Source organism: Urinicoccus massiliensis (assembly GCF_900120405.1).
Lineage (GTDB): Bacteria > Bacillota > Clostridia > Tissierellales > Peptoniphilaceae > Urinicoccus > Urinicoccus massiliensis.
On sequence record NZ_LT635493.1, the window covers coordinates 391,135 to 415,696 of the forward strand.

20 protein-coding genes and 1 other annotated feature are annotated in these 24,562 nt (G+C 47.8%); of the genes, 4 read left to right on the forward strand and 16 right to left on the reverse strand.

The window, feature by feature from the left end; all coding sequences use genetic code 11:
• Positions 1-370 precede the first annotated feature (370 nt).
• The 16 genes from BQ7400_RS06515 to ftsH all read right to left on the reverse strand — a co-directional run bounded on the left by BQ7400_RS06515 (position 371) and on the right by ftsH (position 21,682).
• Entirely contained in the window at positions 371-1,627 is a 1,257-nt protein-coding gene (locus BQ7400_RS06515) for a hemolysin family protein (RefSeq protein ID WP_072469853.1), read from the reverse strand.
• A gap of 26 nt (positions 1,628-1,653) precedes the next feature.
• Positions 1,654-2,988: a replicative DNA helicase gene (gene dnaB, locus BQ7400_RS06520; RefSeq protein WP_034439921.1), complete on the reverse strand. Its 1,335-nt coding sequence runs from the start codon at positions 2,986-2,988 to the stop codon at positions 1,654-1,656.
• Positions 2,988-3,437 (reverse strand): 50S ribosomal protein L9, encoded by a 450-nt coding sequence (rplI, locus tag BQ7400_RS06525; RefSeq protein ID WP_072469854.1) that lies wholly within the window; start codon positions 3,435-3,437, stop codon positions 2,988-2,990. The genes dnaB and rplI overlap by 1 nt, the downstream gene beginning before the upstream one ends.
• On the reverse strand, positions 3,434-5,428 hold the full coding sequence (locus tag BQ7400_RS06530; protein ID WP_072469855.1) for a DHH family phosphoesterase: 1,995 nt from the start codon (positions 5,426-5,428) through the stop codon (positions 3,434-3,436). The genes rplI and BQ7400_RS06530 overlap by 4 nt, the downstream gene beginning before the upstream one ends.
• Positions 5,429-5,441: 13 nt before the next feature.
• Positions 5,442-6,344 carry a DUF2232 domain-containing protein gene (locus BQ7400_RS06535; RefSeq protein WP_144019925.1) on the reverse strand — a complete coding sequence of 301 codons (903 nt, stop codon included), beginning with the start codon at positions 6,342-6,344 and terminating at the stop codon, positions 5,442-5,444.
• 109 nt (positions 6,345-6,453) lie between these two features.
• The gene (locus BQ7400_RS06540) at positions 6,454-7,269 is read right to left on the reverse strand and encodes an undecaprenyl-diphosphate phosphatase (RefSeq protein WP_034439931.1); all 816 of its coding nucleotides are present in this window, start codon (positions 7,267-7,269) and stop codon (positions 6,454-6,456) included.
• Positions 7,270-7,365: 96 nt separating this feature from the next.
• Positions 7,366-10,074, reverse strand: coding sequence for a calcium-translocating P-type ATPase, SERCA-type (locus BQ7400_RS06545; protein WP_072469857.1), 2,709 nt, complete (start codon positions 10,072-10,074; stop codon positions 7,366-7,368).
• Between the two features lie 133 nt (positions 10,075-10,207).
• Positions 10,208-10,336: a hypothetical protein gene (locus BQ7400_RS10920; RefSeq protein WP_281245078.1), complete on the reverse strand. Its 129-nt coding sequence runs from the start codon at positions 10,334-10,336 to the stop codon at positions 10,208-10,210.
• Positions 10,308-11,597, reverse strand: a complete 1,290-nt coding sequence (serS, locus tag BQ7400_RS06550; RefSeq protein WP_072469858.1) for a serine--tRNA ligase — start codon at positions 11,595-11,597, stop codon at positions 10,308-10,310. The genes BQ7400_RS10920 and serS overlap by 29 nt, the downstream gene beginning before the upstream one ends.
• Positions 11,598-11,637: 40 nt before the next feature.
• Positions 11,638-11,800 (reverse strand) — a binding site (T-box leader).
• 12 nt (positions 11,801-11,812) lie between these two features.
• Entirely contained in the window at positions 11,813-12,493 is a 681-nt protein-coding gene (locus BQ7400_RS06555) for an HAD family hydrolase (protein WP_072469859.1), read from the reverse strand.
• A gap of 53 nt (positions 12,494-12,546) precedes the next feature.
• Positions 12,547-14,616, reverse strand: a complete 2,070-nt coding sequence (locus BQ7400_RS06560; protein ID WP_072469860.1) for a stalk domain-containing protein — start codon at positions 14,614-14,616, stop codon at positions 12,547-12,549.
• Between the two features lie 112 nt (positions 14,617-14,728).
• The gene (locus BQ7400_RS06565; protein WP_094230615.1) at positions 14,729-16,111 is read right to left on the reverse strand and encodes an MATE family efflux transporter; all 1,383 of its coding nucleotides are present in this window, start codon (positions 16,109-16,111) and stop codon (positions 14,729-14,731) included.
• Between the two features lie 791 nt (positions 16,112-16,902).
• On the reverse strand, positions 16,903-18,168 hold the full coding sequence (locus BQ7400_RS06570; protein WP_072469861.1) for an L-cysteine desulfidase family protein: 1,266 nt from the start codon (positions 18,166-18,168) through the stop codon (positions 16,903-16,905).
• A gap of 171 nt (positions 18,169-18,339) precedes the next feature.
• Positions 18,340-18,975 (reverse strand): hypothetical protein, encoded by a 636-nt coding sequence (locus tag BQ7400_RS06575; protein WP_072469862.1) that lies wholly within the window; start codon positions 18,973-18,975, stop codon positions 18,340-18,342.
• A gap of 9 nt (positions 18,976-18,984) precedes the next feature.
• Entirely contained in the window at positions 18,985-19,734 is a 750-nt protein-coding gene (locus BQ7400_RS06580) for a hypothetical protein (RefSeq protein ID WP_072469863.1), read from the reverse strand.
• A gap of 82 nt (positions 19,735-19,816) precedes the next feature.
• Entirely contained in the window at positions 19,817-21,682 is a 1,866-nt protein-coding gene (gene ftsH / locus BQ7400_RS06585) for an ATP-dependent zinc metalloprotease FtsH (protein ID WP_034439952.1), read from the reverse strand.
• A 142-nt stretch (positions 21,683-21,824) separates the two neighbouring features.
• Here ftsH and BQ7400_RS06590 point away from each other — a divergent pair, with 142 nt between their 5' ends.
• From BQ7400_RS06590 to BQ7400_RS06605, 4 genes are all read left to right on the forward strand, one after another.
• Complete coding sequence (locus tag BQ7400_RS06590; protein WP_072469864.1) at positions 21,825-22,424, forward strand: GerMN domain-containing protein; 600 nt, start codon at positions 21,825-21,827, stop codon at positions 22,422-22,424.
• A 133-nt stretch (positions 22,425-22,557) separates the two neighbouring features.
• A complete protein-coding gene (locus BQ7400_RS06595) occupies positions 22,558-22,779 on the forward strand; it encodes a helix-turn-helix transcriptional regulator (protein ID WP_034439954.1) in 222 nt (73 codons plus the stop codon).
• A complete protein-coding gene (locus BQ7400_RS06600) occupies positions 22,766-23,812 on the forward strand; it encodes a CPBP family intramembrane glutamic endopeptidase (protein ID WP_072469865.1) in 1,047 nt (348 codons plus the stop codon). The genes BQ7400_RS06595 and BQ7400_RS06600 overlap by 14 nt, the downstream gene beginning before the upstream one ends.
• Positions 23,793-24,518, forward strand: a complete 726-nt coding sequence (locus tag BQ7400_RS06605) for a DUF3169 family protein (protein WP_072469866.1) — start codon at positions 23,793-23,795, stop codon at positions 24,516-24,518. The genes BQ7400_RS06600 and BQ7400_RS06605 overlap by 20 nt, the downstream gene beginning before the upstream one ends.
• Positions 24,519-24,562 lie beyond the last annotated feature (44 nt).

The window sequence follows — 24,562 nt, forward strand, 5'->3', positions numbered from 1 at the left end:
AAAGATGAAAAAGATAATCTCCCTTCATTTTTTACTTTTCCCAACAAGGATTTTTTGGGCCTCTTCCGACTACAAGCCTGATCTTTGAATAAAAACAAGTTTATATTATAGCAAATTTTTTCTCTTCTCCAAGACTCCTGACCTAAAAAAATAAAAAAATAGAAAAAATTTTTCCACTTACCTGTTTAAACCCCTTATCTTGTGTACAATCAGAGTTTAAATATTGCTTTCTGCTACTCCCCCCTGGGGCCCAAGCTGAATACATTCCTAATGACATTTTATATTTCATGACCCCGACTCGACTTATCATTTAAAAATATGCCCCTAAAAGCTCCTTCCATAAAAAAAAGAGTGGGGTCTCCCACTCTTGTCATTCTTTGTCTTCTAGTAAAATCAAGTCCAGGCTTTCGATTTTTCTCTTGTCCATTTTCTTGACGATAAAGAGGGTCTTGCCCTTTTTCACTTCGTCTCCTTCCACTGGGAGTCTTTCCAGCTGTTCCATGACCCAGCCACCAATGGAGTCGTAGTTTTCGCTTTCCAAATTTAGGCCAAAGGTTTCGTTGACTTCGTCAATCCTCAGTTCCGGGTCTATCCGGTAGTGGTTTTTCTCCAATTTAATGAAGGGGTTTTCTTGGTCGTATTCGTCGTCGATTTCTCCCAAGAATTCTTCCACTATGTCTTCGATGCTGACGATACCTGAGGTGCCGCCGTACTCGTCAACAATAATGGACAGGGAGACGTTTCTTTGCCGCATTTGCCGAAAGAGGTCAATCACCGGCATGTACTCGTAGCCAAAATAGGGCTCGTGGAGGTAGTCTTCTATCTTGATGGACTTGTGTTTTTCCAGGGGAAGAACCAGGTCCTTCAGGTGGAGGACTCCTACAATGTGGTCGATGTTTTCCCGGTAGACGGGGATCCGCGAAAAGTTATTTTCTTGGATAAAGTCAAAGAGCTCTTGGTGGCTGCACTCGATGTCCAGGGCGGATACGGAGGTCCTAGGGGTCATAATGGACAGGGCCTGGTCTTCCTTGATGTCCAAAACATTGTTGATAAAGGATGTTTCTTCGTCCATAAGGATACCCTGCTCTTCTGACACGTCTACAATGGTCCGGATTTCCTCCTTGGTAATCTTGTCTTCCCCGGCGTTTTTCCCATCCAGGACCCGGATCAAGAAGTTGGTAATAATCCCTAAAAGGTAGATCAGGGGGGTCAGGATTTTTTTCAAGACCAGGATGATTCCTGATGACCTTAGGGCCATGGGTTCGGGGTTGATTTGGGCCAAGGACTTGGGGGTGATTTCACCGAAGATTAAAACCAGGATGGTCATGACTACGGTGGACAGGATGGGGCCCTTTGACCCGCCATAGAGCTTGGTAAAAAACACCGTGGCTATGGCGGAGGCACCAATGTTGACGATGTTGTTCCCTACCAGGATGGTGGTGATCATCTTGGAGGGTTCTTCTAGGACTTTTTCTAAAAATCCTGCATTTTTTACCTTTTTGTCTTTAAGTTGCCGGACCTTGTAGGGGCTTAGGGTGGTTAGGGCTGTTTCTGAAGAGGAAAAAAAGGCCGACAGGCCAATTAATATTATTAAAGATAGGATCTGGATGATGCTATTGGGGTCCAATACGTCACTCTTTCTACTTAATCGAATTAAGGTTCATTGCGAAATTCCATACTTACGAACTTGGTGTATTCTTTCTTGAAGACCAGGTCTACTGTCCCTGTTGGGCCGTTTCTGTGCTTGGCAATAATGAGTTCTCCAGTGTTTTTCTTTTCTGAATCTTCATGGTAGTAGTCGTCCCGGTAGAGGAACATAACTACGTCGGCGTCTTGTTCGATGGCTCCACTTTCTCTCAGGTCTGACAGGATGGGCCGGTGGTCTTGTCTCAATTCCGGCGCCCGAGAAAGCTGGGACAGGGCCAGGACGGGAACGTCTAATTCCTTGGCTATCCCCTTTAGGGCTCGGGAGATGGCGGAGATTTCTTGTTGCCGAGACTCAGGCCGGCCGGAGCTTTCCATAAGTTGTAAATAGTCTATAACGATGAGGTCCAGGCCTTTTTCCATCTTGAGCTTGCGGCACTTGGCCTTGAGTTCCAAGGGGGATATGCCTGGTGTGTCGTCAATGTCGATGCTGATGGCCTGCATGACCTGGATGGCGTCAATGATTTTTTTCCACTCGTCTGCGTCCAGGTTGGCGGAAATGATCTTACTCAAATCCACATGGGCCACAGAGGACAGGATTCTTTGAACCAATTGGGGGGCACTCATTTCCAGAGAAAACATGGCCACCCGGGCCTGGTCTTGCATGGCGGCATTGGTGGCGATGTTGACCATCAAGGCCGTCTTTCCCATGGAGGGTCTGGCAGCCAAAAGAACCAAGTCGCTTTTTTGCAGGCCGGACAATTTCCGGTTGAGGTCGGAAAATCCTGTGTTGAGACCTGTCAGGGCCTTGGGGTTTTCGGCTTTTTTCTGCATGGTTTCAAAGGTCTCTTGGATGACTTCGGTCATTGGCAAAAAGCCTCCCCTTTGAGAACCTTCCGTAATGTCAAAAATACTTTTTTCTGCCTTTTCCAAAAGGGCATCGACTTCGCCGGTTTGGCTGTAGGCATCGGACATGATCCCGTCGGAGGCCTGGATGAGCTTCCTTAAAGTGGACTTGTCCTTGACGATTTTGCAATAGTATTTTACATTGCTGGTGGTGACAACGGCCGCAGACAGGGCGGCCAGGTAGGCTGTCCCTCCAACTTCCTTGAGTTGGCCCTTGGACCTTAATTGGTTGGCCACAGTCAAGAGGTCCGCCGGCTCGTTCATATTGTAGAGGTCCAGGATGGCCAGGTAAATTTCTCCATGGGACTTCCGATAGAAGTCTTGGGCATGTAAAAATTCAACGGCTGTGGTGATGCTTTCCTTTTCCAGGAGCATGGACCCTAGAACATTGATTTCCGCATCCTCGTCATAGGGAGGAATTCGTCCGTTTTCTTCCATTAGTCTTGGGTTTGGACATCAATCCGGACCTTGGCAATCATTTCAGGATAAACCCGCACATCCACTGTGTGGACGCCTGCCTGTTTGATGTTTTCCTTTAATTCAATTTTTTTCCGGTCAATGGCCACCTTGACCTGGTCCTTAATGGCTTTTTCTATATCCTTGTTGGTAATGGCGCCAAAGAGGCGACCTCCATCGCCCCCCTTGGCCAAAATGGTAATTTTTGTCTTTTCTAATTGGTCCTTGACCTTGGAGGCTTCTTCTTTTCTTTCTTTTTCTTGGGCTGCCTTTTCAGCTTGGTCGGCTTCCCAGACCTTTAAATTTTCAGCAGTTGCTTCTATGGCTAGGTCTCTGGGAAATAAAAAGTTTCTTGCATAGCCGTCGCTGGTTTGGACCAGGTCTCCTTTTTTCCCCAGGTTTTTTACATTTTCTGTTAAGATTATTTTCATACTTCTGCTCCTTCTTCTAAATATTCTTCAATGGCATGAAGAAGTTGGTCTTTTGCCTCATCCAAGGAGTCGGTTTCAATTTGGGCTCCCGCCATGTTCAAGTGGCCTCCCCCGCCGATTTTTTCCAAGATCAATTGGACAGATAGTTCTCCCAGGCTCCGGCCGGAAATGTGGATGGTTTTTTCCTTTTTGGTCAAGACAAAAGAGGCCTTGATGCCGTGGATATCCAAGAGTTCATTGGCTGCTTGGGCTGCCACCAAGACAGAGTTGGCTGCCTGGCGGTCCAGGTAGGATACGGCAATATAGTCAAAGTAAATCTTGGCATTATGGACCACTTCTGCCCGGGCCAAGATGGTGTCGTAGTCGTCTTCAAATAGGACCCGGACCTTACTCATGTCAGCACCAGCCCGCCGGAGGTTGCTGGCGGCTTCAAAGGTCCGGACTCCTGTATGGTAGGTGAAATTTTTGGTGTCTACCACAATCCCACTCATGAGGGCGTCGGCCTCAAAATTGGTCAGGTGGAAGTCGTCGGACATGTAGGTCAGCATCTCGGTTACCAGTTCGCTGGTGGAGGAAGCATAGGGTTCTACATAGCTTAAGACGGGATTGTCTACAAATTCTTTCCCCCGCCTATGGTGGTCAATAACCACAATATTTGGAATTATATCCACCAGGGCAGGATGTTCGGTAAAGGAGGGTTTGTGGTTGTCCACCATAATCAAAAGAGAATCCTTGGTGGCCATGTCTTGGGCTTGGGCCCCGGTGACAAAGCGTTCCCTTAAAGAGGGTTGCTCCTTGTCCATCCTATTTAAAAGGTTGTCGATGCTGGGGTTGGACTTGTTTAAAACTAAATAGCCCTCCTTGCCCCGGTTGGCTACGGCGCGTAAAACGCCTATGCCGGACCCAATGGCATCCATATCGGCATTGCCATGTCCCATGACGAAAACCCGTCTGGACCGGTCGATCAATTGCCTTAGGGCCACACCAATGACCCGGGCCTTGACCTTGTTTCTCTTTTCAACGGCCTTGGACTTGCCGCCAAAAAATTCATAGGAGTCGTGGATCCGGACCACTGCCTGGTCTCCCCCACGGCCCAAGGCCACATCCAGGGAGGTGTCGGCTTCCTTGTAGGATTCCATATAGGTCAAACCCGGTCGACTAACCCCAATGGACAGGGTCAGGGGCAGGATGTTTTCAAAGTCCAGGCTCCGGATGATGTCCAGAAGGTCAAAGCGGCGTTTTTTTAATTCCACAAAGGATTCCTGGCTCATAACAGCCAGGTAGGTATCCTGGTCAAACTTTCTCAAGATGGCATTGACCTCATGGAAGTATTGGGAAATGGTGGAGTCCAGTTTGGCTTGGACCATGGGACGGAGGTTGGAGTCAATGGAGTCCATGGCCTCGTCATGGTTGTCCACCTCTACAATGGCCACGACGGGCTTGTTGTCTTCGGCAAACTTTTTTAGGTCCTCATATCTACTGGTGTCCACCCAATAGTACATTTTTAAGTTTTTTCGGTCGGAAGACTTGGTTTCCACTTCATTGGGATAGACGGTGTAGGTTCTGTCCTCCAGGGTCATGGAAAAGGCCGTTTCTTCCTTGTGGTCCTTTTTCCTCTCGGTCAGGTCCACAATTTTATTCAAAGAAGACCCGATCAGGGAGTTTTCTTCCTTGAAAAGTTTTATAAAGGGGGTGTTGTACCAGACGATCTTGTCCTGGTCATCGGCAATAACCAGGGGAAAGGGCATGGAAAAAATCGCATGCTTGGTCAGCTGGTCAAAGTCTTCATTCATGTGTTCCAGGTAGTCGATAAATTCTTCATTCTTCCCGGCCACCTTCCTGTAGCTGGCATAGACAGCATAGCCCGTAGCCAGAAGGCCCAAGGCTCCCAGGACGGGGTCCTTGGTCAAAAGGGCTATGGACACCAAGGCCAAGGCCCCTAGGGGCAGAATAAAGTCCTTTATATCTAAAATTTTTGTATCATTCTCCATAGAGTCTTCCCTTTCATTTTAAGTGAATCCGTCTTAGATTCAAAAGACTGTCTAAGAGGCCCAAAAAGGCCAGAGGAATTTGCAGGAGGGGGGTTAGGACAATCATGGTTAAGAGGATGGCCTTAAAGAAACGAACCATCCTTAACTTCACCAGGGAAAAGTCCACCAGGGCCAGGCCCTGGATGAAAAATAAAAATCCCACTAGGACCAGGCCGTTATTCAAGAGGAGGGGGGCAAATTTGTCCAAGTCTGCCTGGAAGACCAGGCCCAGGACTAGAAAGGTCCCCAGGATGGCAAAGATCCCTTGGGGGAGCCTAAAGTAAAAGAAAGACGGCGGTTGCACCACCAACTTCCCCCTTAAGAGCAACTTTCTCCCGGTAAAGGTCAGGGTGACATAGGTCACAATGAGAGAAAGAACCACCAAGATGGCCGGCAGGTATTGGACCATGCCCCTGACCATACTTTCAAAGGCCGGAATGTAGCTGGTCATAGAGTCCTGCCAAATTCCCGCTTCCCTTTGCATTTGAATAATTTCTTGGGGAAAGTTATCTTTTTGGATAAAGCCTAAGACCCCAGTGGACTGGAGGACCACCAGGATGGACAGCAAAAAGAGTCCGCTGGACAAGGCCAAGCTGGCAAGCAGGTCTTTTTTGGTCACCAGGCAATAGTGCAGGATTAAAATCAAGGGGCCAAAGAGGGTAAACAGCACCATCCCCATCCTAGGCACCAGGGCTTCCAGGACCAGGCAAAGGCCCAGAAAGGTCCCCATTATTTTTACTAGGCCCCTGTCCATGGCCTCTGTTAAAAATAACATGGGCAAAAAGACATAGGCTATAGGAATTAAAATGCCAATGATGCCAATCCCGATGGATAGGAGAATCATGGGCAATAATGACTTACTTTTTATCGGTTTCAATCAATCACCTCTTATCTATATAATATACCATATTCCGGCTCATTCTACTAGACTTAGACACAATTGCCTCTTCCTAAAGCAAAATCCCCGGCCAAGACCGGGGGTTCACTTATAGAAACAAGATAAAGACTAGGATTCCCACAATGATTCGGTAGATACCGAAGGGGACAAAGTCGTGTTTTTTGATAAAGTTCATAAAGACCCGAATCACCAGGTAGGCCGTAATAAAGGACACCAGGCCGCCAAATAGGATCATGATCCATTGGCTGGGGTCGAAGCCGTGGACATTTTTAACCACCTTTAAGAGGGTGGCCCCCAGCATGGTGGGAATGGCCAGGAAGAAAGAAAATTCTGCCGCATCCACCCTTTTTAGACCCAGGGTCATGGCCCCGATAATGGTGGCGGCTGACCGACTGGTGCCGGGAATCATGGCCAGGCATTGGAAAAATCCAATCCCCAAGGCATAGCTATAGGGGACTTCTTCCAGGCTTTGGAACTTGGCAGGCCGGACTCGTTTTTCCATGAGGATGATGACAATCCCCCATAGGACCAAGGTCACAGCCACAACTTTTTCCGAAAAGAGGTACTTGTCAATCAAATCGTCAAACAAGAGGCCCAGGACCATGGCCGGCAGGACCCCCACCAGGACCTTGGCCCAAAGTTCCACAATCTTCCGTCTTTTTTTAGGCGTCATGGCCTGACCATTTTGGTCCACAGAGGCCAGGGGGTTTAGTTTTCGAAAATACAAGACCACCACAGCCAGGATGGCCCCCAATTGGATACAAACGTCAAAGGCGTTTTGAAAATTCTCCGGACTCAATTGAAACCAGCGGTGGAACAAGATCAGGTGCCCCGTACTGGATACAGGTAAAAATTCTGTAATTCCTTCTACAATACCAAGTATGAATACATTAAACCAGGCCATACTTCCTCCTTCAATATTTTTTAACCTTCCCTATTATACCACATCATGGCCAAAGAAAAAGAAGCCCTTGTTAAAGAGCTTCTAATTTTTTTAATCCTACTTTTCAAACTTTTCTTGGATTTTTCTAAAACGGATCATTTTTTGTACTTCTCCCAAGACCAAGGGGATAAAGGCGCCAATTAAGACGATAAGCCAATCATTTAGACCAATGTCCACCAGGTGGAAGAGTTCTTCTAGGAAGGGAACATACATAACGATGACCATCAAGAAGAAGGAAAAAGCAGTTGCCTTAACCAGGGAGGGGTTGCTAAAGACCCCAATGTGGAAGAGGGTAAAGTTGATGGACCGGGAAGAATAACTTCGCAAGAGTTCGGCCAAGATCAAGGTTGAAAAGGCCATGGTCCTTGCCGTATCCAGGCCAAGACCGGTGTTGCCATAGCGGTTGAGGCCAATGACATAGGCTCCCAGGGTGGCAATGGTAATGGCAATGGATTGGACGGCCACGGTAATGGAAATTTCCTTGTCCAAAATGGGTTCCTTGGGGTCTCTGGGCTTTTCGTACATGGTGTCGTCTTCCCCCTTTTCCATACCCAGGGCCAGGGCCGGGAAGGAGTCGGTTAAGAGGTTGAGCCACAAGAGTTGGATGGGCAGTAGGGGCACCGGCATATTCAAGAGGATGGCAATGAGGATAACCAAAACTTCCCCAATGTTACAGGATAAGAGGAAGGAAACGAACTTTTTAATGTTGGCATAGATAATCCGGCCTTCTTCCACGGCGTGGACAATGGTGGCAAAGTTGTCGTCTGTTAAGATGACTTCTGCTGTGGACTTGGCCACGTCGGTTCCTGTAATCCCCATGGCGATGCCAATGTCCGCCGACTTAATGGCCGGGGCATCGTTGACCCCGTCCCCAGTCATGGCGGTAATGTGGCCCAATTCCTTCAGGGCCTTGACAATTTGGACCTTGTTTTCCGGACTAACCCGGGCAAAGACCCTCTTGCTTTCCAGGGCCTTTTTCAATTCTTCTGTAGACAGTTGGTCCATTTCCCGGCCTGTCATGGCCTGGTCTATGGAATCTGCAATCTTTAATTCCTTGGCAATGGCTACGGCCGTTTCCAGGTAGTCACCAGTAATCATAATGGGGATAATTCCCGCTGTCTTACATTGGTGGATGGCGTCTTTAACTTCTTCCCTGGCCGGGTCAATCATCCCCACCAGGCCCACAAAGACCATGTCTTTTTCTGTTTCTTCAACCTTGGGCTGGTCAGGAATGGTATCCACCTTTTTAAAGGCAAAGGATAAAACCCTTAGGGCTTCTTGGGCAAAGGAACTGTTGACGTCCAAAATCTCTTTTCTTGCCTGGTCTGTCAGGTCAATAATTCCCTTCCGGGTCAAGACTTGGCTACACCTTTCCAGGACCATGTCCGGGGCCCCCTTGGTATAGGAATAGGCCTGGTCTCCCACTTGGTGGAAGGTGGTCATCATCTTCCTAGATGAGTCAAAGGGAATTTCTGCCCTTCTGGGATAGTTTGCTTCCAAGTCTTCTTGCCAGATATCCGCCTTGCCGGCAAAGGATAAGAGGGATCCTTCTGTAGGGTCTCCCAACATTTTAAAGCCTTCCGGATGGTCTTCCAGGGAGGCATCGTTGGTTAAAACAGCCACATGGAGGAGCCTTTCCAGGGGAGATTCTTCCAGGTCTTGGACTTCTTCTTGGTCCAGGAGGATTTGTCCCTTGGGGTCGTAACCTGTCCCGGTAACATGAAAAATTTCTCCGGCAGCATAGGCCTTTTTAACGGTCATTTCATTTTGGGTCAAGGTTCCCGTCTTATCTGAGCAAATAACCGTTGTGGTTCCCAAAGTTTCTACGGCCAAAAGTTTTTTTACAATGGCATTTTTCTTGGCCATCCGTCCCATACCCAGGGACAAGACAATGGTAACAATGGCTGGAAGGCCTTCAGGAATAGCGGCTACAGCCAAGGATACAGAGGTTAGGAGGTTTTCAATCAGCTCCAACTTGTATAAAATTCCAACGATAAAGACCAAGACGCAGACGCCTACAACGAGAATGCCCAGGGTCTTGGACAGGCCAGCCAATTTCTTTTGAAGGGGGGTTTGTTCTTCCTGGTATTGGGAAAGAGAGCTGGCAATTTTTCCAATTTCCGTATCTTCTCCTGTGGCTACCACCAGGCCCTTGCCCCGGCCATAGGTAACAATGGAAGAAGAATAGGCCATGTTGGTCCGGTCGCCTAGGGAAACTTCCCCGTCTAACTTGTCTTGGGCGTGTTTTTCCACAGCTACAGATTCTCCTGTCAGGGAGGATTCGTCAATTTTTAAGTTGACACTTTCCACCAGGCGGAGGTCTGCCGGGATAATGTCCCCAGTTTCTAAGAGGACCAGGTCACCAGGCACCAAGAGGGGGGAGTCCAGGTCGATTTTTTTCCCATCTCTCAAGACCTTGGCCTTGGGGCTGGACAATTTTTGCAGGGCCTCAATGGCTTGTTCCGCCTTGCCCTCCTGGCTCAAGGACAAAATTGCATTGACAATGACAATGGCAATGATAATGATGGAGTCCACCCATTCTCCCATAAGGGCCGATAGGATGGAGGCAATGACCAGGATAATAATCATGGGGTCTAAAAATTGCTCGGCCAATTTTTTCCCAAAAGACTTTTTCTTCCCCTCCTTTAATTCATTTCTTCCGTATTTTTCCAAACGATCTTGGCTTTCTGCCTGAGACAGGCCCTGGTCCAAGTTGGATTCTAATTTTTCCAAGACTTCTTTTTCATCCAGGTTATACCACTGCATCCGTCTTCTCCTTTCTTAAAAAAAGACCCCTGTTTCCCAAAGGAAACAAAGGTCTTGCTACCACTAAGGGTTCTTTCCCGGGATAAATCCGAACTGACGAGAAAGAAAGATAAGCTACTCCCCTTCGATTTACTTAAGTCTTATTATACATGATTCCACCAGGAAAGAAAATATAAATTTCATCCTCCCGGCAAAAAAATAGGGCCCGGCCCTTACCGGCCAGGTCCCAAATTTTATTTTCCAACTTTTTCCAATTTTTCATGGCCCCCCATATAGGGTCTTAAAACTTCCGGTATGGTAACAGAGCCGTCTTCTTGGAGGTGGTTTTCCAGGTAGGCAATGAGCATCCTAGGTGGAGCCACCACGGTATTGTTGAGGGTGTGGGCAAAGTAGTTGCCTTCTTGGCCCCGGATCCGGATTCCCAACCGTCTGGCTTGGGCATCTCCCAGGTTGGAGCAAGACCCCACTTCAAAATATTTCTTTTGTCTGGGGCTCCAGGCTTCCACATCCAGGCTCTTGACCTTGAGGTCTGCCAGGTCTCCAGAACAACATTCCAGGGTCCGGACGGGAATGTCCAGGCTCCGGAAGAGGTCCACAGTGTTTTGCCATAATTTTTCAAACCAGTCCTTGGAATCTTCCGGCTTACAGATAACCACCATCTCTTGTTTTTCAAATTGGTGGATCCGGTAGACCCCCCTTTCTTCAATGCCATGGGCTCCTACTTCTTTTCGGAAGCAGGGAGAATAGGAAGTCAGGCTCAAGGGGAGCTTGTCTTCTTCCTGGATGGTATTGATATAGCGACCAATCATGGAGTGTTCGCTGGTGCCGATTAAATAGAGGTCTTCCCCTTCAATCTTGTACATCATGTCTTCCATTTCATCAAAAGACATAACCCCGGTAACCACGTCGGACCGGATCATAAAGGGAGGCAGGCAATAGGTAAAGCCCCGGTCAATCATAAAGTCCCGGGCATAGCTTATCACGGCTGAATGGAGTCTGGCAATGTCTCCTTGGAGGTAGTAAAAACCCGCTCCGGAAGTCTTCCGGGCAGCATCTAGGTCCAGGCCATTAAAGGATTCCATAATATCCACATGGTAGGGAATTTCATAGTCGGGAACTTTGGGGTCGCCAAATTTTTCAATTTCCACATTTTCAGAGTCGTCCTTGCCAATGGGCACGGAGGGATCAATGATTTGGGGAATTTGCATCATGATTTTTTTAATTTTTTCTTCCAATTCCAAGGTCCGGGCTTGGTCCTCTTCCAATTCTTGGTTGACTTGGACCACTTCTGCCTTGACCTTTTCTGCCTGGTCCTTGTCCCCTTGGGCCATGAACTTGCCGATTTCCTTGGACTTCTTGTTTCTTATAGCCCTGAGGTCGTCTCCCTTGGTCTTAAGGTCCCGGTATTCTTGGTCATAGGCAATGACTTGGTCTACCAGGGGCAACTTGTGGTCTTGAAACTTCTTTTTGATATTTTCTTTAACTTGGTCCGGATTGGCCCGGACAAATTTTAAATCTAACATGACAGTCCTTTCTCTCCATAAAATAAAAAAAGCTCCTTCGTCAAGGGACGAAAAAGCTCCGCGGTGCCACCCTTTTTAGCATCTATACTCACTTAGAAAAATCAAGCTCCGAGATGGATTCCATAGTCCCTGCCACATTTTTCCACCAAACAAATGCTCTCTATAGGCCCCTTCCATGTACTAGTTCTCTTCATCGCTCTATTAAATTGCTTCCATTATAGCAAAGATTCTGGGTCTTGACAAGCCGGGATTCTCCCCCGGACCAGGTCCATGATTTCCGGCCCCTCCAGGTCATAACTTGGCCGACCCCCTTCTCTTTTATCGTCTGGATCCCAGGAATTTTGAATATAAATTCCCCAGATGCCCAAAGTTTCGGCAGCCCTTAGGGCATAGAGGCTGTCTTCTAAATAGATGAGGTCCGGCCCCTGGAGGCCCAGGTCTTTTAAAATTTCCCGAAAAATTTCCGGGTCTTCCTTGCCCTTGGCCCGGCCCCCTGTGGACCAGATTTTTTGAAAATAAGGATCCAGGTCCAAGACTTCCAGAGCCCCCTGGATGAAATTCTCTGGTGTTTGACTACAGATATAGCAGGGAATTTTTTCTCCTGCCAAGGCCTGTAAAAGTTCCCGGATCCCGGGCCTTAAAAGAGGGGCCTCCAGATAAAAATGCCGCAATTCTTCCTCCATCCCCTCCTGAATTTCTTGGAGGGACATAGACAAGTTATAGGCTTTTTTTAAATACCGATAGCCCTCCTGGTCCGTCATGGAATAGAGGGTCTTACCCAGGTCTTCCTCCACTTCCAGGCCCAGGCCCTGGATAAAATTAGGGCCCAGGTCCTGCCACATGTCCATGGAGTCCAGGATGACCCCGTCCAGGTCAAAAAGTATTCCTCGAATCAAGTCTTCCTCCCTTTTGAAAAAAGAGCCCTCTCCAGGAGAAGGCTCTTGCTTATTTACATGGCTCCTTGGACTCTTTCCAAAATCCGGACAACTTGTCCCTCTGGTTGGTAGTCCACTGTCATGGCCAGGTTTTCCACTACAAAACGAATGGGCACCAGGGTCCTTTGGTCTTTAACCATGGCCGGTGTGTCAATGACAACTTCTTGGCCATTGACCAAAATCCTGGTGGAATCCAGGGGCAGAACCAGGTCTTGTCCCTTGTGGTTGATGTGGATGGTTTGATTTTCTTGGTCCCAATCCACTTGGCCTCCCAGACTTTCTACTAGGAAGCGTAAGGGAACCAGGGTCCGGTTGTTGGTGGCCATGGGAGCTACGTCCATGGACCTTTTGGCCCCGTCAATGGTGTAGTCTTTTTTGCCAATGGCCATTTCAATCATCCGGTAGTCCTTGTTGTAAATGGGCACCTTGATGGTCATCTTGTCGTATTGGACCTTTAAATAACCCAGGGCTTGGTCCAGGGTGTCTTGGACCTGGATGGTATTGCCTTGGACTTGGCCTTGGAAACCTTCCAAAGAATATTGGGCCACAGAAGGATCAATGGCCACACTCTTCTTGTCCAGTTTTTCCCCTTGGACTTGGAAATTCGTCATCATACCAGGACCCATTTTTGGATTGGCCAGTTTGACATTTAAGGACTTCAAGCCCTCAGACCCTTGAACAGTTAGGTTCATGGTGTTGCGGATTCCATCAATGTTTCCCACAACTTGGACTTGGCCAATTTGCCTCCCCACATAACTGTTGCCTGGAAGCATTTGATCTCCCACCCGGTAGAGTTGCTTCATGGCTTGGGTTTTCTTGGCCACATAGTTGGCATCCCAGCCCTTCATGTTAAAGCGGGCTTCTTCTCCCAAGACAATGGAAGAGGGCCCTTCCAAACGGACAGCTGCCAAGGGACCTTCTTGAGCCCGGTTAAAGACACCCACCCCGTTGACGACAGGTCTTTGGGCTGAGGGGCCAGGTCTTGTAACGACAGTTTGGTCAAAGTCCCCAGCATGCTTGATGGTCATGGCAGTGGACCCGCCACCATCCAAGTTGACAGCCCGTTGGCACTTGAGATTTTCCACGATAAAGTTGGAGACTTCACTTAATTGCATCCCCACACTCCGGCTGGATTTTTCCACAGAAACCAGGTAGATCTTCTTGCCATCAGCAGAAATTCCAGCAGCCGTTCTGGGCCGGAAACCCGCAATGGATTCCGGGGCCAATTGGTAGGGAATGGCTACAGCATTGTCCACCAAGAGGCCATGGCCTCCTACGAGGAACTTCCAATTTCTCTTGGGGTAGATGGCGTAGTTTAATTGGACCTTGTCTCCCTTTTTCACATTGTCCCGGATAAAGTTGGCTGCAGAATTGTTGGCTTGGACAATAATCTTGCCTTGGGGCACAGCCATGCGAAGGGGGCTTCCCAAGCTCACTTGCTCTACCACATTGTTGGCATTGATTAAAACTTCCGCTCCACCAGACTTAAATTTTCCCCGGCTGATGCTGGACCAGTGGTCGTTGTAGATGTGGAGAGTATCCAGATGGGAGTCCGCTCCGGAAATATTGTCCCAGTATTGGGCCTTGTTGAGACCCCGGATGGGGAAGGACCTTCCATTGGCTGCAGTAAAGTTTCCCTTAAAGGTGATGGCGTCAATAAAGGCCTTGTTGTTGCCGTCAATCCCCAGGGAATAATAGCCGATGGAATTCATGGGTGCTGACACCAGGCGACCTTGGAGGACACTGGCTCCCAAGGGAGCGCCCTGGGCCCGCATATTGAAAAAGTCTCCATTCACCAGGGCTATGGAGTCCACCCTCTTGCTCATTTGGGAAACCGTGGCTTTTTGGGTGTACTTTCCGGCCCCCGTGACCAGGCCCACCTCCAGGTTGGAATTATTGATATCACATTCCACCACATTGACCCGGACTTTTCCCCTATTGGTTTGACTTTGGTAGAGGGTCCGGACAGCCCCGGGACCAATGGGTTCTCTTTCCAAAACCTGGGCCTTGGCATAGGTCTTTATGGGAAGCAAGACACTTGCCACCAGGGCCAGGGTCATGAATTTTCCTAACTTTACCTTCATGTAAATCTCCTTTCATATTCTCTACTCTTTATTATAACGGACTTTAGACAAAAAACTCCAAGAAAAAAATTACATTTTAATAACATTTCTCTTGGAGTTTCCTTAAGCCGGCCTAGGCCAGCTGACTTTTTAATTTTTCCATGTCCAGGATTTCCTTGTAAATCAAGACCACCGACACAGCAAAGGCTGCAATATCCGAAATCGGCCCTGCATAAAGGACCCCCTCAATGCCGAAAAAGCGGGCAAAAAAATAAATCAGGGGTACCAGGAAGATAATTTGCCGGGTCAGAGAAATCAAGGTCCCCCTTAGGGCCTTGCCAATTCCCGTGAAGAAAAAGGCCGTCAGAGGTTGGATCCCATCCAGGAAGATAGTGCCGCAAAAAATGCGGAAATACTTGATTCCAAATTGGTAGTAGAGGTCCGACCCCTCTCCGAAAAGCATGAGGATTTGTTTGGGGAAAATTTCTATAATTAAAAAGGTAATCACCGAGCAAATCATAATGGGTTTTAAGGCCTTGAAGTAGGCCTCCTTGACCCGGTCATACTGCTTGGCCCCGTAGTTGTAGCCAATAATGGGTTGGGCCCCGCCTGAAACCCCAATGACAAAGGAGATATAAATAACCGTCACCTTGCTGATAACCCCCACTGCCGCCAGGGGAATTTCCGCCCCATAGATGGATTGGCCCCCAAAATAAGTCAGGACATTGTTTAAGACAATTTGAGTTACCATAAAAGCCAATTGGTTAATCAAGGGACTGGCCCCCAGGCTGAAAATATTTTTTGCATAAGACCACTTGGGCCAGGGCAGGTGGAATTTTTGGTCCACACTCTTTAAGTTCATCAGGTAGATAAGACAGAGGATAAAGCCGACATATTGGCCAATAATGGTGGCCAAACCAGCCCCCGCCATCCCCCACTTAAAGACAAAAATAAAAATAGGGTCCAGGATGGTGTTGATGATGGCCCCTACCAGGTTGGCCATCATGGCAAACTTGGGGCCCCCGTCAGCCCGGATGACATTGGTTAGCCCGGCAACCCCCATAAGAGCCGGCATACCCAGGTTAATCATAAGCATGTATTCATAGGCCAGGGGCAGGACCTTTTCCGTGGCCCCAAAGCCAATTAAGAGAGGCTTTAAAAAAATCCGGGTAGAAACCATTAAAAGCAGACTAACCAAAAAAAGCAAAGACAGGCCCTGGAAGATATAATTCCCCGCCAGGTCCTTTTTATTCCGCCCCAGGTTTAGAGAATAAGAAGCCGAAGCCCCGACCCCCACTAGAAGCCCCAGGGCCAGGGCCATGTTGGTAAAGGGAAAAGCCACATTGGTGGCCGCATTGCCCAGGATCCCCACCCCTTGGCCAATAAAAATTTGGTCCACAATATTGTAAAGAGCCCCCACCAGGCCACTGATAATAGAAGGAACCGCATATTGACGAATCAGGGGACCAATTTCCCCATAACCCATGGGATTCCGATATTCATGACTCCTAGTCACCCCACCACTCCTTTCAAAAAAAAGAAAGCCCCTAAAGGACTTACATGTACATAGTCAAATTTTTCATTTGTTTATTTCTTATAATACCTTATATAGTATATACCCATTTCTAGCCCAGGTCAAGTAAATATCCAGGAAAACCAATCCTAGGCCCAAATTAATAAGCAAAACATATAAATATTGGTCCAATATAAATAAACAGAATTTCCCATGTAGGGGCGACCTGGTGTCGCCCGTATGGATAAACAGAATATATAAATACAGGTCCAAGATAAATACCCAGAAAACCAATTGTAGGGGCGACCCATGCCCTAGCCCGAAATCTATGATTTCGCGGCAGGTCTCATGCCAAGATTTCCTGTGAAAGCTTTGCTTGAACAGCTAGAAATCGACGGCTGTCTAGCCCGTTCCCTTCAATTCCGGATATGTTTATATAGGGTATTGCCCCTATTCACATTATTCCCATATCAACATATTTCCCTATACGGGCCTGACAAGCAGGCCCCTACATAGGTCCCTGCATCCCCAAATATATAAATATAAGGAATAAATTTTATACCCCAATTGTAGGGGCGACCTGGTGTCGCCCGTATGGATAAACAGAATATATAAATACAGGTCCAAGATAAATACCCAGAAAAACCAATTGCTTGCATAAGACCTACTATGGTTCCTTCGTCGCCAAGTTAGGTCTGGAAGAGGTCGCGGCGTTTCAAATCTTTGACTGGAAGTTTAATTCCTTAGCCTCTCAGGTCTTCTAAAAACTTTTCCTATTTTTAGCTTCCCCCACCCTAGTCAAATTCTTTCAAATAATCCCGGTTGCCCAAGACTTCATTTAAAATCACTTCATCTGTTTTTTTCATGCCGTAGCGGGCGATATTGCCCATCACTTCCAGGGTTTGGTCGATGTCGTCTTTGATAATCCCGTCCTGGGCCTTGAAGGACTGGCCGGCCTTGGCTTGGTCGTAGGCCAAAAAGGCATTTCTAAGGCTGGAGGCGATTTTCATGGCACAGGAGGCCTTGGCTCCGTCACAGAGGATGCCCCCATTGACGGCCAGGGCATTGGCCAGGGTTTCTTTAATGACTTGCCGGTCTTCTCCTTTTAAAAAGGCGATGCCGCAAATGGCGCTGGAGGCTGCGGAAACGACTCCGCAATAGGCGGATAGTTTTCCAATATTTTTCTTTTGGTAGAGGGCCAGGAGGTTTGAAAATAAAAGGCCTCTTTGGAGTTTTTCGCAGTCTAGGTTTTTTTCCTTGGCATAGACAATCAAGGGGACGGATACGGAAATCCCCTGGTTGCCGGACCCGGAATTAATAACCACGGGGTTTTCTGCTCCGGACATCCGAGCATCAGACCCGGCGGCTGTATAGGCGACAATTTTTTCTCTCAGGTCTTGGGGGTGTCTTTCTAGGATCAAACGTCCAATGCCGGACCCCCAGGGGTTTTGGATTCCCTCTTGGGCTATGGCATAGTTATAGGAAATCTCTCGGTCTAAAAGGTCTTGGAAGTCTTTTAGGTCGACTTTTTGAGCATAGTCGTAAATTTGGTCAAAGGAAAAATCCACCTGGACTTCTTCCTGGATGGAGTGGTCTTTTTGGTAGAGGACTTGTCCATCTTTTTCAATCCGGACGATGTTGGTGTGTTCGTCCACTACAAGGACCCGGGCATGGGAGTCTTGGTAGGAGGCTTGGATGTCTATATAGAGGTTGGCCACATTTTCTTTCAAGTGGACCTGGATCCGGCCTTGCTGGATAAAACGGTCGCAATCTTCCAACCGGGTCTTGTCGATATGGGCCAAGACTTCCAGCTCATGGGTCGATTGGCCTAAAAGGGCCCCGGCTGCCAGGGAGATGTCGATGCCCTTGCGACCCTGGGTCCCTGGCACATAGACGCTATGGGCATTTTTTATCATATTGGCTGACAGGTCGGCCCGAATCTGGTCTGGTTCATGGCCCAAGACCTCCTTGGCCTTGGTTGCGGCATAGGCCAGGGCAATGGGTTCGGTACAGCCAAAGGCGGTTTTCAATTCTCTTTTTAGATAGTCCTTGTAGTTCATAAGTCCACTCCTTTTCACTTTTATTATACTAAATAATCGCCGGGAGTTACAATTGAACTTTTACAAAAAGACCCCTGTAGCTGCTACAGGGGTCTTGGCTTTTCTTGTTTTTTAGAAATCTAAAGCGAGTGAAAATTTAGATGTGCTCTTATTTAATTTTCCCTACTCTTTTTAGTCTTCCAGGACCTGGATCTTGTAGATTTGTCCCAGGAAGATGGGGGTGGATTTTTCTGGTTCTTCCTGGCTGATTTGGCCGTCAAACCAAACTTCCACTTCCTTGCCCTCTAGGCCTTGTGTCGTGACCTGGCCGTCTTTGGCGTGGTCTAGGTTGTCAATATCTAGGGCAATGGGTTTGGTCAAGGCTCTTTTCAGCAAGACAAACCCGTCGTCTATTTCTGTGGCTTGAACTAAAAGTCGGTCTTCTTCTGTCTCCAGGACCCGGGCCTTGAAATGGGCCACACAGCTGGGAATTTGATTGCTATCCATGGCTATGTTTTGGAAGAGGATCCACTGGTCGTCAATTTTTACACTGACATAGCCGCCCTCCCAAACCTGCCAGTCATAGCTCTTGCCAAAGTTGGACTGGTTGTCTTCCCGGGGTTCTTGGCTATTGGGGACGGTGGATGTAATTTGTCCGTCGGCTGTTCCGCAGGTCACCAGGCTATTGACATAGCCGGTGGACAGGTAGAGCTCGTCCTTGATCCGGACCATGGGACCCAGGGCTGGTTGGCTAGCTTCTTTTTCTCCTTGGCAGGCCACTAGGCAAATTAAGGCCAGACCAAGGAGGATTTTTAAGATTTTTTTCATTGCCTCCTCCTAGTCTTCAAAAGAATCAATAATGGATTCCAGGGCCAGGCCAGTTTTTTCATGGTAGAGGACACTGGGACAGTAGGTCCAATTTTCCGTTCCCAGTCGGGCCTTGGCTTGGTCATAGTCTGCTTTTTTGGCAATTTCCACTGTTCCGGGAATGTGGTTGGGGCCGGTCTTGATATAAATGACGTCTTTTTCATAGCCTGGAATTTGGTCGATCTTGTGATTAAAGCCTTCCAGGCCCTTGGCCTTGGCATCTTGGGCCAGACTTTCCATGAGCTGGTCATAGCTTTCTTGACTATTAGGCACTTCCATCAAGCTGTCTGCCAGCTTTTTGTCTCCTCCGGCCATTTTTAAAACCGAAGGGGCGTACTCAGACCCATCTTGGGCTTGGATGATTTCCTGGAGCTTTCCGTCTTGGGACCCATAGACCAACTTCATGGGCATGGAGTAGCCGGACTCGGCTTTAAAAATCCCTTGGGAGAAGCTATAGCCCTGGCTCCAGACCCAAAGAAGGACGGAGGTTTTTTGCCCTTCTTCCAGCTCTTTTACCATGGTGACACTATAGGCTATGTAGTCGTCTCTTTTATAGGGGTTGTTTTTTTCATCGGCTTCTTTCAAGTCAGCCAAGATTTTCTCTTGGCTAATCTCTGGTTTTTGTGGCTTTTCTCCAGCCTCCTTGGGACCAGCCTGGGACTTACAGGCCACCAAGGCCAGGAGGGAGAGGATGGCCAGAATTGGAAATAATTTTTTCATCTTTTCCTCCTTTAATGTAAGAAACTATTTTCTTTTCTTATTTTACCACAAAAGAGAAAAAAGAACCGAAAAATCGGTTCTTTTATTTATACTTGGCCAGAATTTCCATAAATTCTTCCCCGGTGATGGTTTCCTTGTTTAAAAGGAAGCGGGAAATTTCATGAAGGGCCTCCATATTTTCTTTTAAGATGGTGATGGCCTGGTTGTGAGCCTTGGCAATGAGTTTTTCCACTTCCTGGTCAATCAAATGAGCCGTATCGGGAGAAACTTGCAGGCTGGTGTCCCCGCCCAGGTATTGGTTGGTGACACTTTCCATGGCCACCATGCCAAACTTGTCGCTCATACCGAAACGGGTAATCATGGCCCGGGCAATCTTGGTGGCCTGCTCAATGTCATTGGAGGCTCCGGAAGTCCGGGTGTTAAAGATCAATTCTTCGGCAGACCGTCCCCCGGTAAAGGTGACAATCTTTTGGTAGGCTTCCTCCTGGCTCATGAGGAACTTTTCTTCCTCATCCACCTGCATGGTGTAGCCCAGGGCTCCAGAGGTCCTGGGGATAATGGTAATCTTGTGGACTGGAGCGGAATCGCTTTGCATGGCTGCCACCAGGGCATGGCCCACTTCATGGTAGGCAATCATTTCTTTTTCCTTGGGGCTAATGACCATGTTTTTCCGTTCATAACCTGCCAAAACTACTTCAACGGATTCTTCCAAATCTTCCTGGGTCATTTCATTCCGACCCTGGCGGACAGCCCTTAGGGCTCCTTCGTTGACCATGTTGGCCAGGTCTGCCCCGGAGGCTCCGGCTGTGGCCCGGGCAATGGCATTGTAGTCGATGTTGGCATCTTTTTTAATCTTCCTAGCATGGACCTTTAAGATGGCTTCCCGTCCTGCCAGGTCTGGAAGTTCTACGGGGATCCGTCGGTCAAAGCGGCCCGGTCTTAAAAGGGCCGGGTCCAAAGATTCAGGCCGGTTGGTAGCGGCTAGGATTACCACTCCGGACTTGCCTTCAAAACCGTCCATTTCGGCCAAAAGTTGGTTGAGGGTTTGTTCTCTTTCATCATTGCCGGAAAATCCCATTCCGTCTCTTTTCTTTCCAATGGTGTCAATTTCGTCGATAAAGACGATACAGGGGGCTTTTTCGTTGGCTTGTTTAAAGAGGTCTCGGACCTTGGAGGCCCCCAAACCTACAAACATTTCAACAAATTCAGACCCGGAGATGGAGAAGAAGGGAACTTCTGCCTCGCCGGCAACGGCTTGGGCCAGGAGGGTCTTGCCTGTTCCGGGAGGACCTACTAAGAGGGCTCCCTTGGGTAGCTTGGCTCCAATGGCTGCATATTTTTTAGGATTGTGGAGGAAGTCCACAATTTCCTTCAGAGCTTCCTTGGCCTCGTCTTGGCCTGCCACATTGTCAAAGGTCATGCCTTCCACGGACTGGTCATAGATCTTGGCATTGGACTTGCCAAAACTCATGGGGCCTACGCCGCCTTCTCCCATCCGCTTGTTGAGCATGTACATCAAGAGTTGGGCCACGGCGATGAAAAAGACCAGGGTCAAGACGAAGCTAAGAATGGACCCCAAAATGGGGTTGATTTCCACAGGATAGATTCGTTCAAAACCTTTGATGTCTCCCTTGTAGAGCCGGTCCACCAGGTCAAAGTCCTCCATCCGGGCCGTTTCATACTTAGGTCCTTCCTTCTTACCTGGGACCTTGAGGTCATAGGTTATTTTCTTGTCTGCCACATGGACCTGGTTGATTTTCCCCTGGGCCAGTTGGTCCAAAAAAGTTCCATAGCCCACAACTTTTACTTCTTCGCTGGGGCCTTGGAGCTTGGGATAGACTAGGGCTTGAAAGGCAAAAACGCCAATAATGGCTATAGCGTAAAATAAAAACATGGGCTTTTTCAGCCACTGACTGTTTTTATTGGGTTTTTTATCCTTTTTCTTCATTTGACTTGCTTGTCCTTTCTATTCTTTCCGTTTCATTTAATATACCCTTAATTTTTTTCTTTATTCAAGGTAAATTTTGTGTAATCCTGTCTTTTCTGGGTAATAACAGAGTAAGATTATTATACACTAACGGAGGTTAATTATGAATAGAAAACTACCCTTGAAGATTCTAGTCCTGGTGGGCCTTATGGTTTTGGCCCTGGCCTGTAACAAGGCCCCGGGCAATGAAAATAATCCGGCTTCCAACCAAGCCCCGGCCAGCCAAAGCCAGGAAGAAAAACCCGACGACAAGGCCCAAGAAAAGATCAAGGCTGAAGGCAGCCTCTTCTTCCCCAACAAGGCCTATGTCCAAAATGGAGATTCCAATGCCAAATACATCCAAGCCAAGGCATCCATTGACTACGATTCCAACAAAAAAGACCTGGTTGATGCTGTTCTGGCACTTTTGCAAGAAGGTCCCGGCAAGGATGGCGACTTGAAAGACGCCACAAACTTTGTTCCCAAGGGGTCTATCCTGAAAACCGACGTCAAGGACTCCATTGCAACCATTGACGTTTCTAAGTCTGCCTTGGCCGGCGGCGGCGACCTGGACGAAGAACTCTTTATTGGCCAAATCGTCAAGAGCCTAACCAGTTTTTCTGAAATTGACGGCGTCCGCTTCCTGGTAGATGGCCAAGAAGCCGAAAGTCTCCTAGGCCACTATGACATTTCCAATGGCCGGGTCTTCCAATCTGTCGATTGAGTTAAAATAAAAAAGTAAGGATCCAACCGTCTAGGCGGTTGGATTTTTTCTTTTTGCTATTGACAAGAATACTTGTCATAATTATAATAGTTATTGACAAAGATACTTGTCAATTTAAAGAAAGGACCTAGCCATGCCCCTCTATAATTCCCTTCAAGAAAAACGAAAAGAACACAAGTACAACCAGGCCGACCTGGGAGCCCTGGTGGGGGTCAGTCGACAAACCATCTCTCTCATTGAGCGGGGAGACTACCACCCCTCCATTGTGGTTTGCCTCCGGCTGGCCCAGGTTTTGCATTGCCGGGTTGAAGACTTATTTACCTACAAGGAGGATGAAAATCATGACTCAATCTAAAAAACAAGCCTTAATTTTTCTCTTAACTACCTATCTTTTGCCCTTTTTATTGGGAGGGCTCATCTATTATGGAAAGAGCAAGGGACTGGATATTTCCCTCCTTCCCGCCTTTCAAATGCTGACCCCTGCCCTGGCCGTTTCCCTGATTATTTTAAATGGAAGAAAAGAAAGAAACCCCAAGGTCAAAAGGGCCTTTTTGACCTATGTCTTTTTTACAGGTCTTTTCCTCCTAGCCAGTATTGCTTCTCTTTTTATGAAGAACTTACCCCAAAATGTCCTAGTCATTGTCTTTTCCTTGGCCTTTCTTGTTGCCATAGTCTCCATGCCAAAGGACCTAAGAAAGGCTTATGGCCTAGATTTATCCCATAAGAAGAGGATCCTTGGGGTCTTGGGGATTTTCCTTGTCCTCTACCTTCTTCGAGGGGGCTTGGGCAGCCTGGCCGAAAAAAACTTCCAAGAATTTTTAACTTATTTGACCTGGAATAAGCTGGTTTTTGTCCTGGCCCTAGTGGTCAACTTCCCCCTTAGCTTTATCTTTTTCTTTGGGGAAGAATTTGGTTGGCGCTTTTACCTCCAACCCCTCTTGCAAAAGAAATTTGGCATGGTCCAGGGGACCCTCCTTTTGGGACTGGCCTGGGGAATCTGGCACCTTCCCCTCAACCTCTTTTTCTACTCGGCTCCAGGTAGTGGCCTTATGAGCCTGGTCAACCAACTTTTTGTCTGTGTCAGCTATGGGATCTTCTTTTCCTTTGCCTACAACTACAGTAAGTCCCTTTGGACCCCGGTCCTACTCCACTATTTTAACAACAACCTCATCTTGCTCTTTAGCAAAAACATGGACCCCTCTATTATTGAAAACCAAGTCCTGACCTGGCCCTCTGTCCTGGTAACTGGTCTCTTGATGCTGGTCCTCTTTGGCAGCTTTATCCTTAGCCCCTACAATAGAAAGCCCCTCCACCGTCGTCCCGACCTGGAAGAAATCCAAGAAGAAATCGAGAAATTGGAGGTCCCCCATGAAAACATGGAAAAATAACTTTACTGTCCGTTTAATCCTTTTAATGGTCCTGGGAGCCTTGACAGGAATCTTTGCATCTCGAATCCAAATAGATGAGCTCCTTCTTTCCCTCAACCGGAATTTAGAAGCCTTTTACTTCAACCATGCCTTTACCATCTACCTGGTCCTTCCCCTGGCCTTGACCCTCCTGGCCCTGGGAGCTTATTTTCGAGGGGAAAAACAAGTTACAGAAGACCTGGCCCTGGACCGGGACCTTTTAAGAGAAGGCTCCATCAAACGAGCCAACCTCTATATCCACCTAGCTAGTGTCTTTAACTTTTTCTTCTTTATGCTCTACATGGCAACTTCTCTTCACAAGACAGACGACGCTTTTGTAGAGAGAATCTTTTTTGCCCTGGTCTATTTCATTCTTCTTGCTGTCTTTTTGGTCTATTTCCAAAAAAGACTGGTGGACTTTATCCATAGCTACCGGCCCGACCTCTATAGTGACACCCTATCCTTTTCCTATGCCAAAAAAAGACTGGAATCCTCCGACGAACGGGAACAATTAGAAATCTACCGGGCTGGTTACAAGGCCTTCACCATCCTCATGCCCAGTATTGGGGTCTGTAGCCTCCTCCTCTTTTTTGTGTCCACCGTCCACTTTGTAGGCCTGGCCCCCTTCCTCCTTCTCCTTGTCCTCTTGTCCATTGGCCTGGTTAGCTTCCACCACTATTCTGTGTGACCAAAAATCATCATCCAAGCAAAAAGCGATTAAGAAAAACCTTA

Excerpts from the sequence above, each read along its gene's own strand:
- dnaB (WP_034439921.1), bottom strand. The coding sequence starts at position 2,988 with ATGGAAGAAAACGGACGAATTCCTCCCTATGACGAGGATGCGGAAATC.
- rplI (WP_072469854.1), bottom strand. The coding sequence starts at position 3,437 with ATGAAAATAATCTTAACAGAAAATGTAAAAAACCTGGGGAAAAAAGGA.
- BQ7400_RS06530 (WP_072469855.1), bottom strand. The coding sequence starts at position 5,428 with ATGGAGAATGATACAAAAATTTTAGATATAAAGGACTTTATTCTGCCC.
- BQ7400_RS06540 (WP_034439931.1), bottom strand. The coding sequence starts at position 7,269 with ATGGCCTGGTTTAATGTATTCATACTTGGTATTGTAGAAGGAATTACA.
- BQ7400_RS06545 (WP_072469857.1), bottom strand. The coding sequence starts at position 10,074 with ATGCAGTGGTATAACCTGGATGAAAAAGAAGTCTTGGAAAAATTAGAA.
- BQ7400_RS10920 (WP_281245078.1), bottom strand. The coding sequence starts at position 10,336 with ATGAAAAATTGGAAAAAGTTGGAAAATAAAATTTGGGACCTGGCCGGT.
- serS (WP_072469858.1), bottom strand. The coding sequence starts at position 11,597 with ATGTTAGATTTAAAATTTGTCCGGGCCAATCCGGACCAAGTTAAAGAA.
- BQ7400_RS06560 (WP_072469860.1), bottom strand. The coding sequence starts at position 14,616 with ATGAAGGTAAAGTTAGGAAAATTCATGACCCTGGCCCTGGTGGCAAGT.
- BQ7400_RS06570 (WP_072469861.1), bottom strand. The coding sequence starts at position 18,168 with ATGAACTACAAGGACTATCTAAAAAGAGAATTGAAAACCGCCTTTGGC.
- BQ7400_RS06575 (WP_072469862.1), bottom strand. The coding sequence starts at position 18,975 with ATGAAAAAAATCTTAAAAATCCTCCTTGGTCTGGCCTTAATTTGCCTA.
- BQ7400_RS06580 (WP_072469863.1), bottom strand. The coding sequence starts at position 19,734 with ATGAAAAAATTATTTCCAATTCTGGCCATCCTCTCCCTCCTGGCCTTG.
- ftsH (WP_034439952.1), bottom strand. The coding sequence starts at position 21,682 with ATGAAGAAAAAGGATAAAAAACCCAATAAAAACAGTCAGTGGCTGAAA.
- BQ7400_RS06590 (WP_072469864.1), top strand. The coding sequence starts at position 21,825 with ATGAATAGAAAACTACCCTTGAAGATTCTAGTCCTGGTGGGCCTTATG.
- BQ7400_RS06595 (WP_034439954.1), top strand. The coding sequence starts at position 22,558 with ATGCCCCTCTATAATTCCCTTCAAGAAAAACGAAAAGAACACAAGTAC.
- BQ7400_RS06600 (WP_072469865.1), top strand. The coding sequence starts at position 22,766 with ATGACTCAATCTAAAAAACAAGCCTTAATTTTTCTCTTAACTACCTAT.
- BQ7400_RS06605 (WP_072469866.1), top strand. The coding sequence starts at position 23,793 with ATGAAAACATGGAAAAATAACTTTACTGTCCGTTTAATCCTTTTAATG.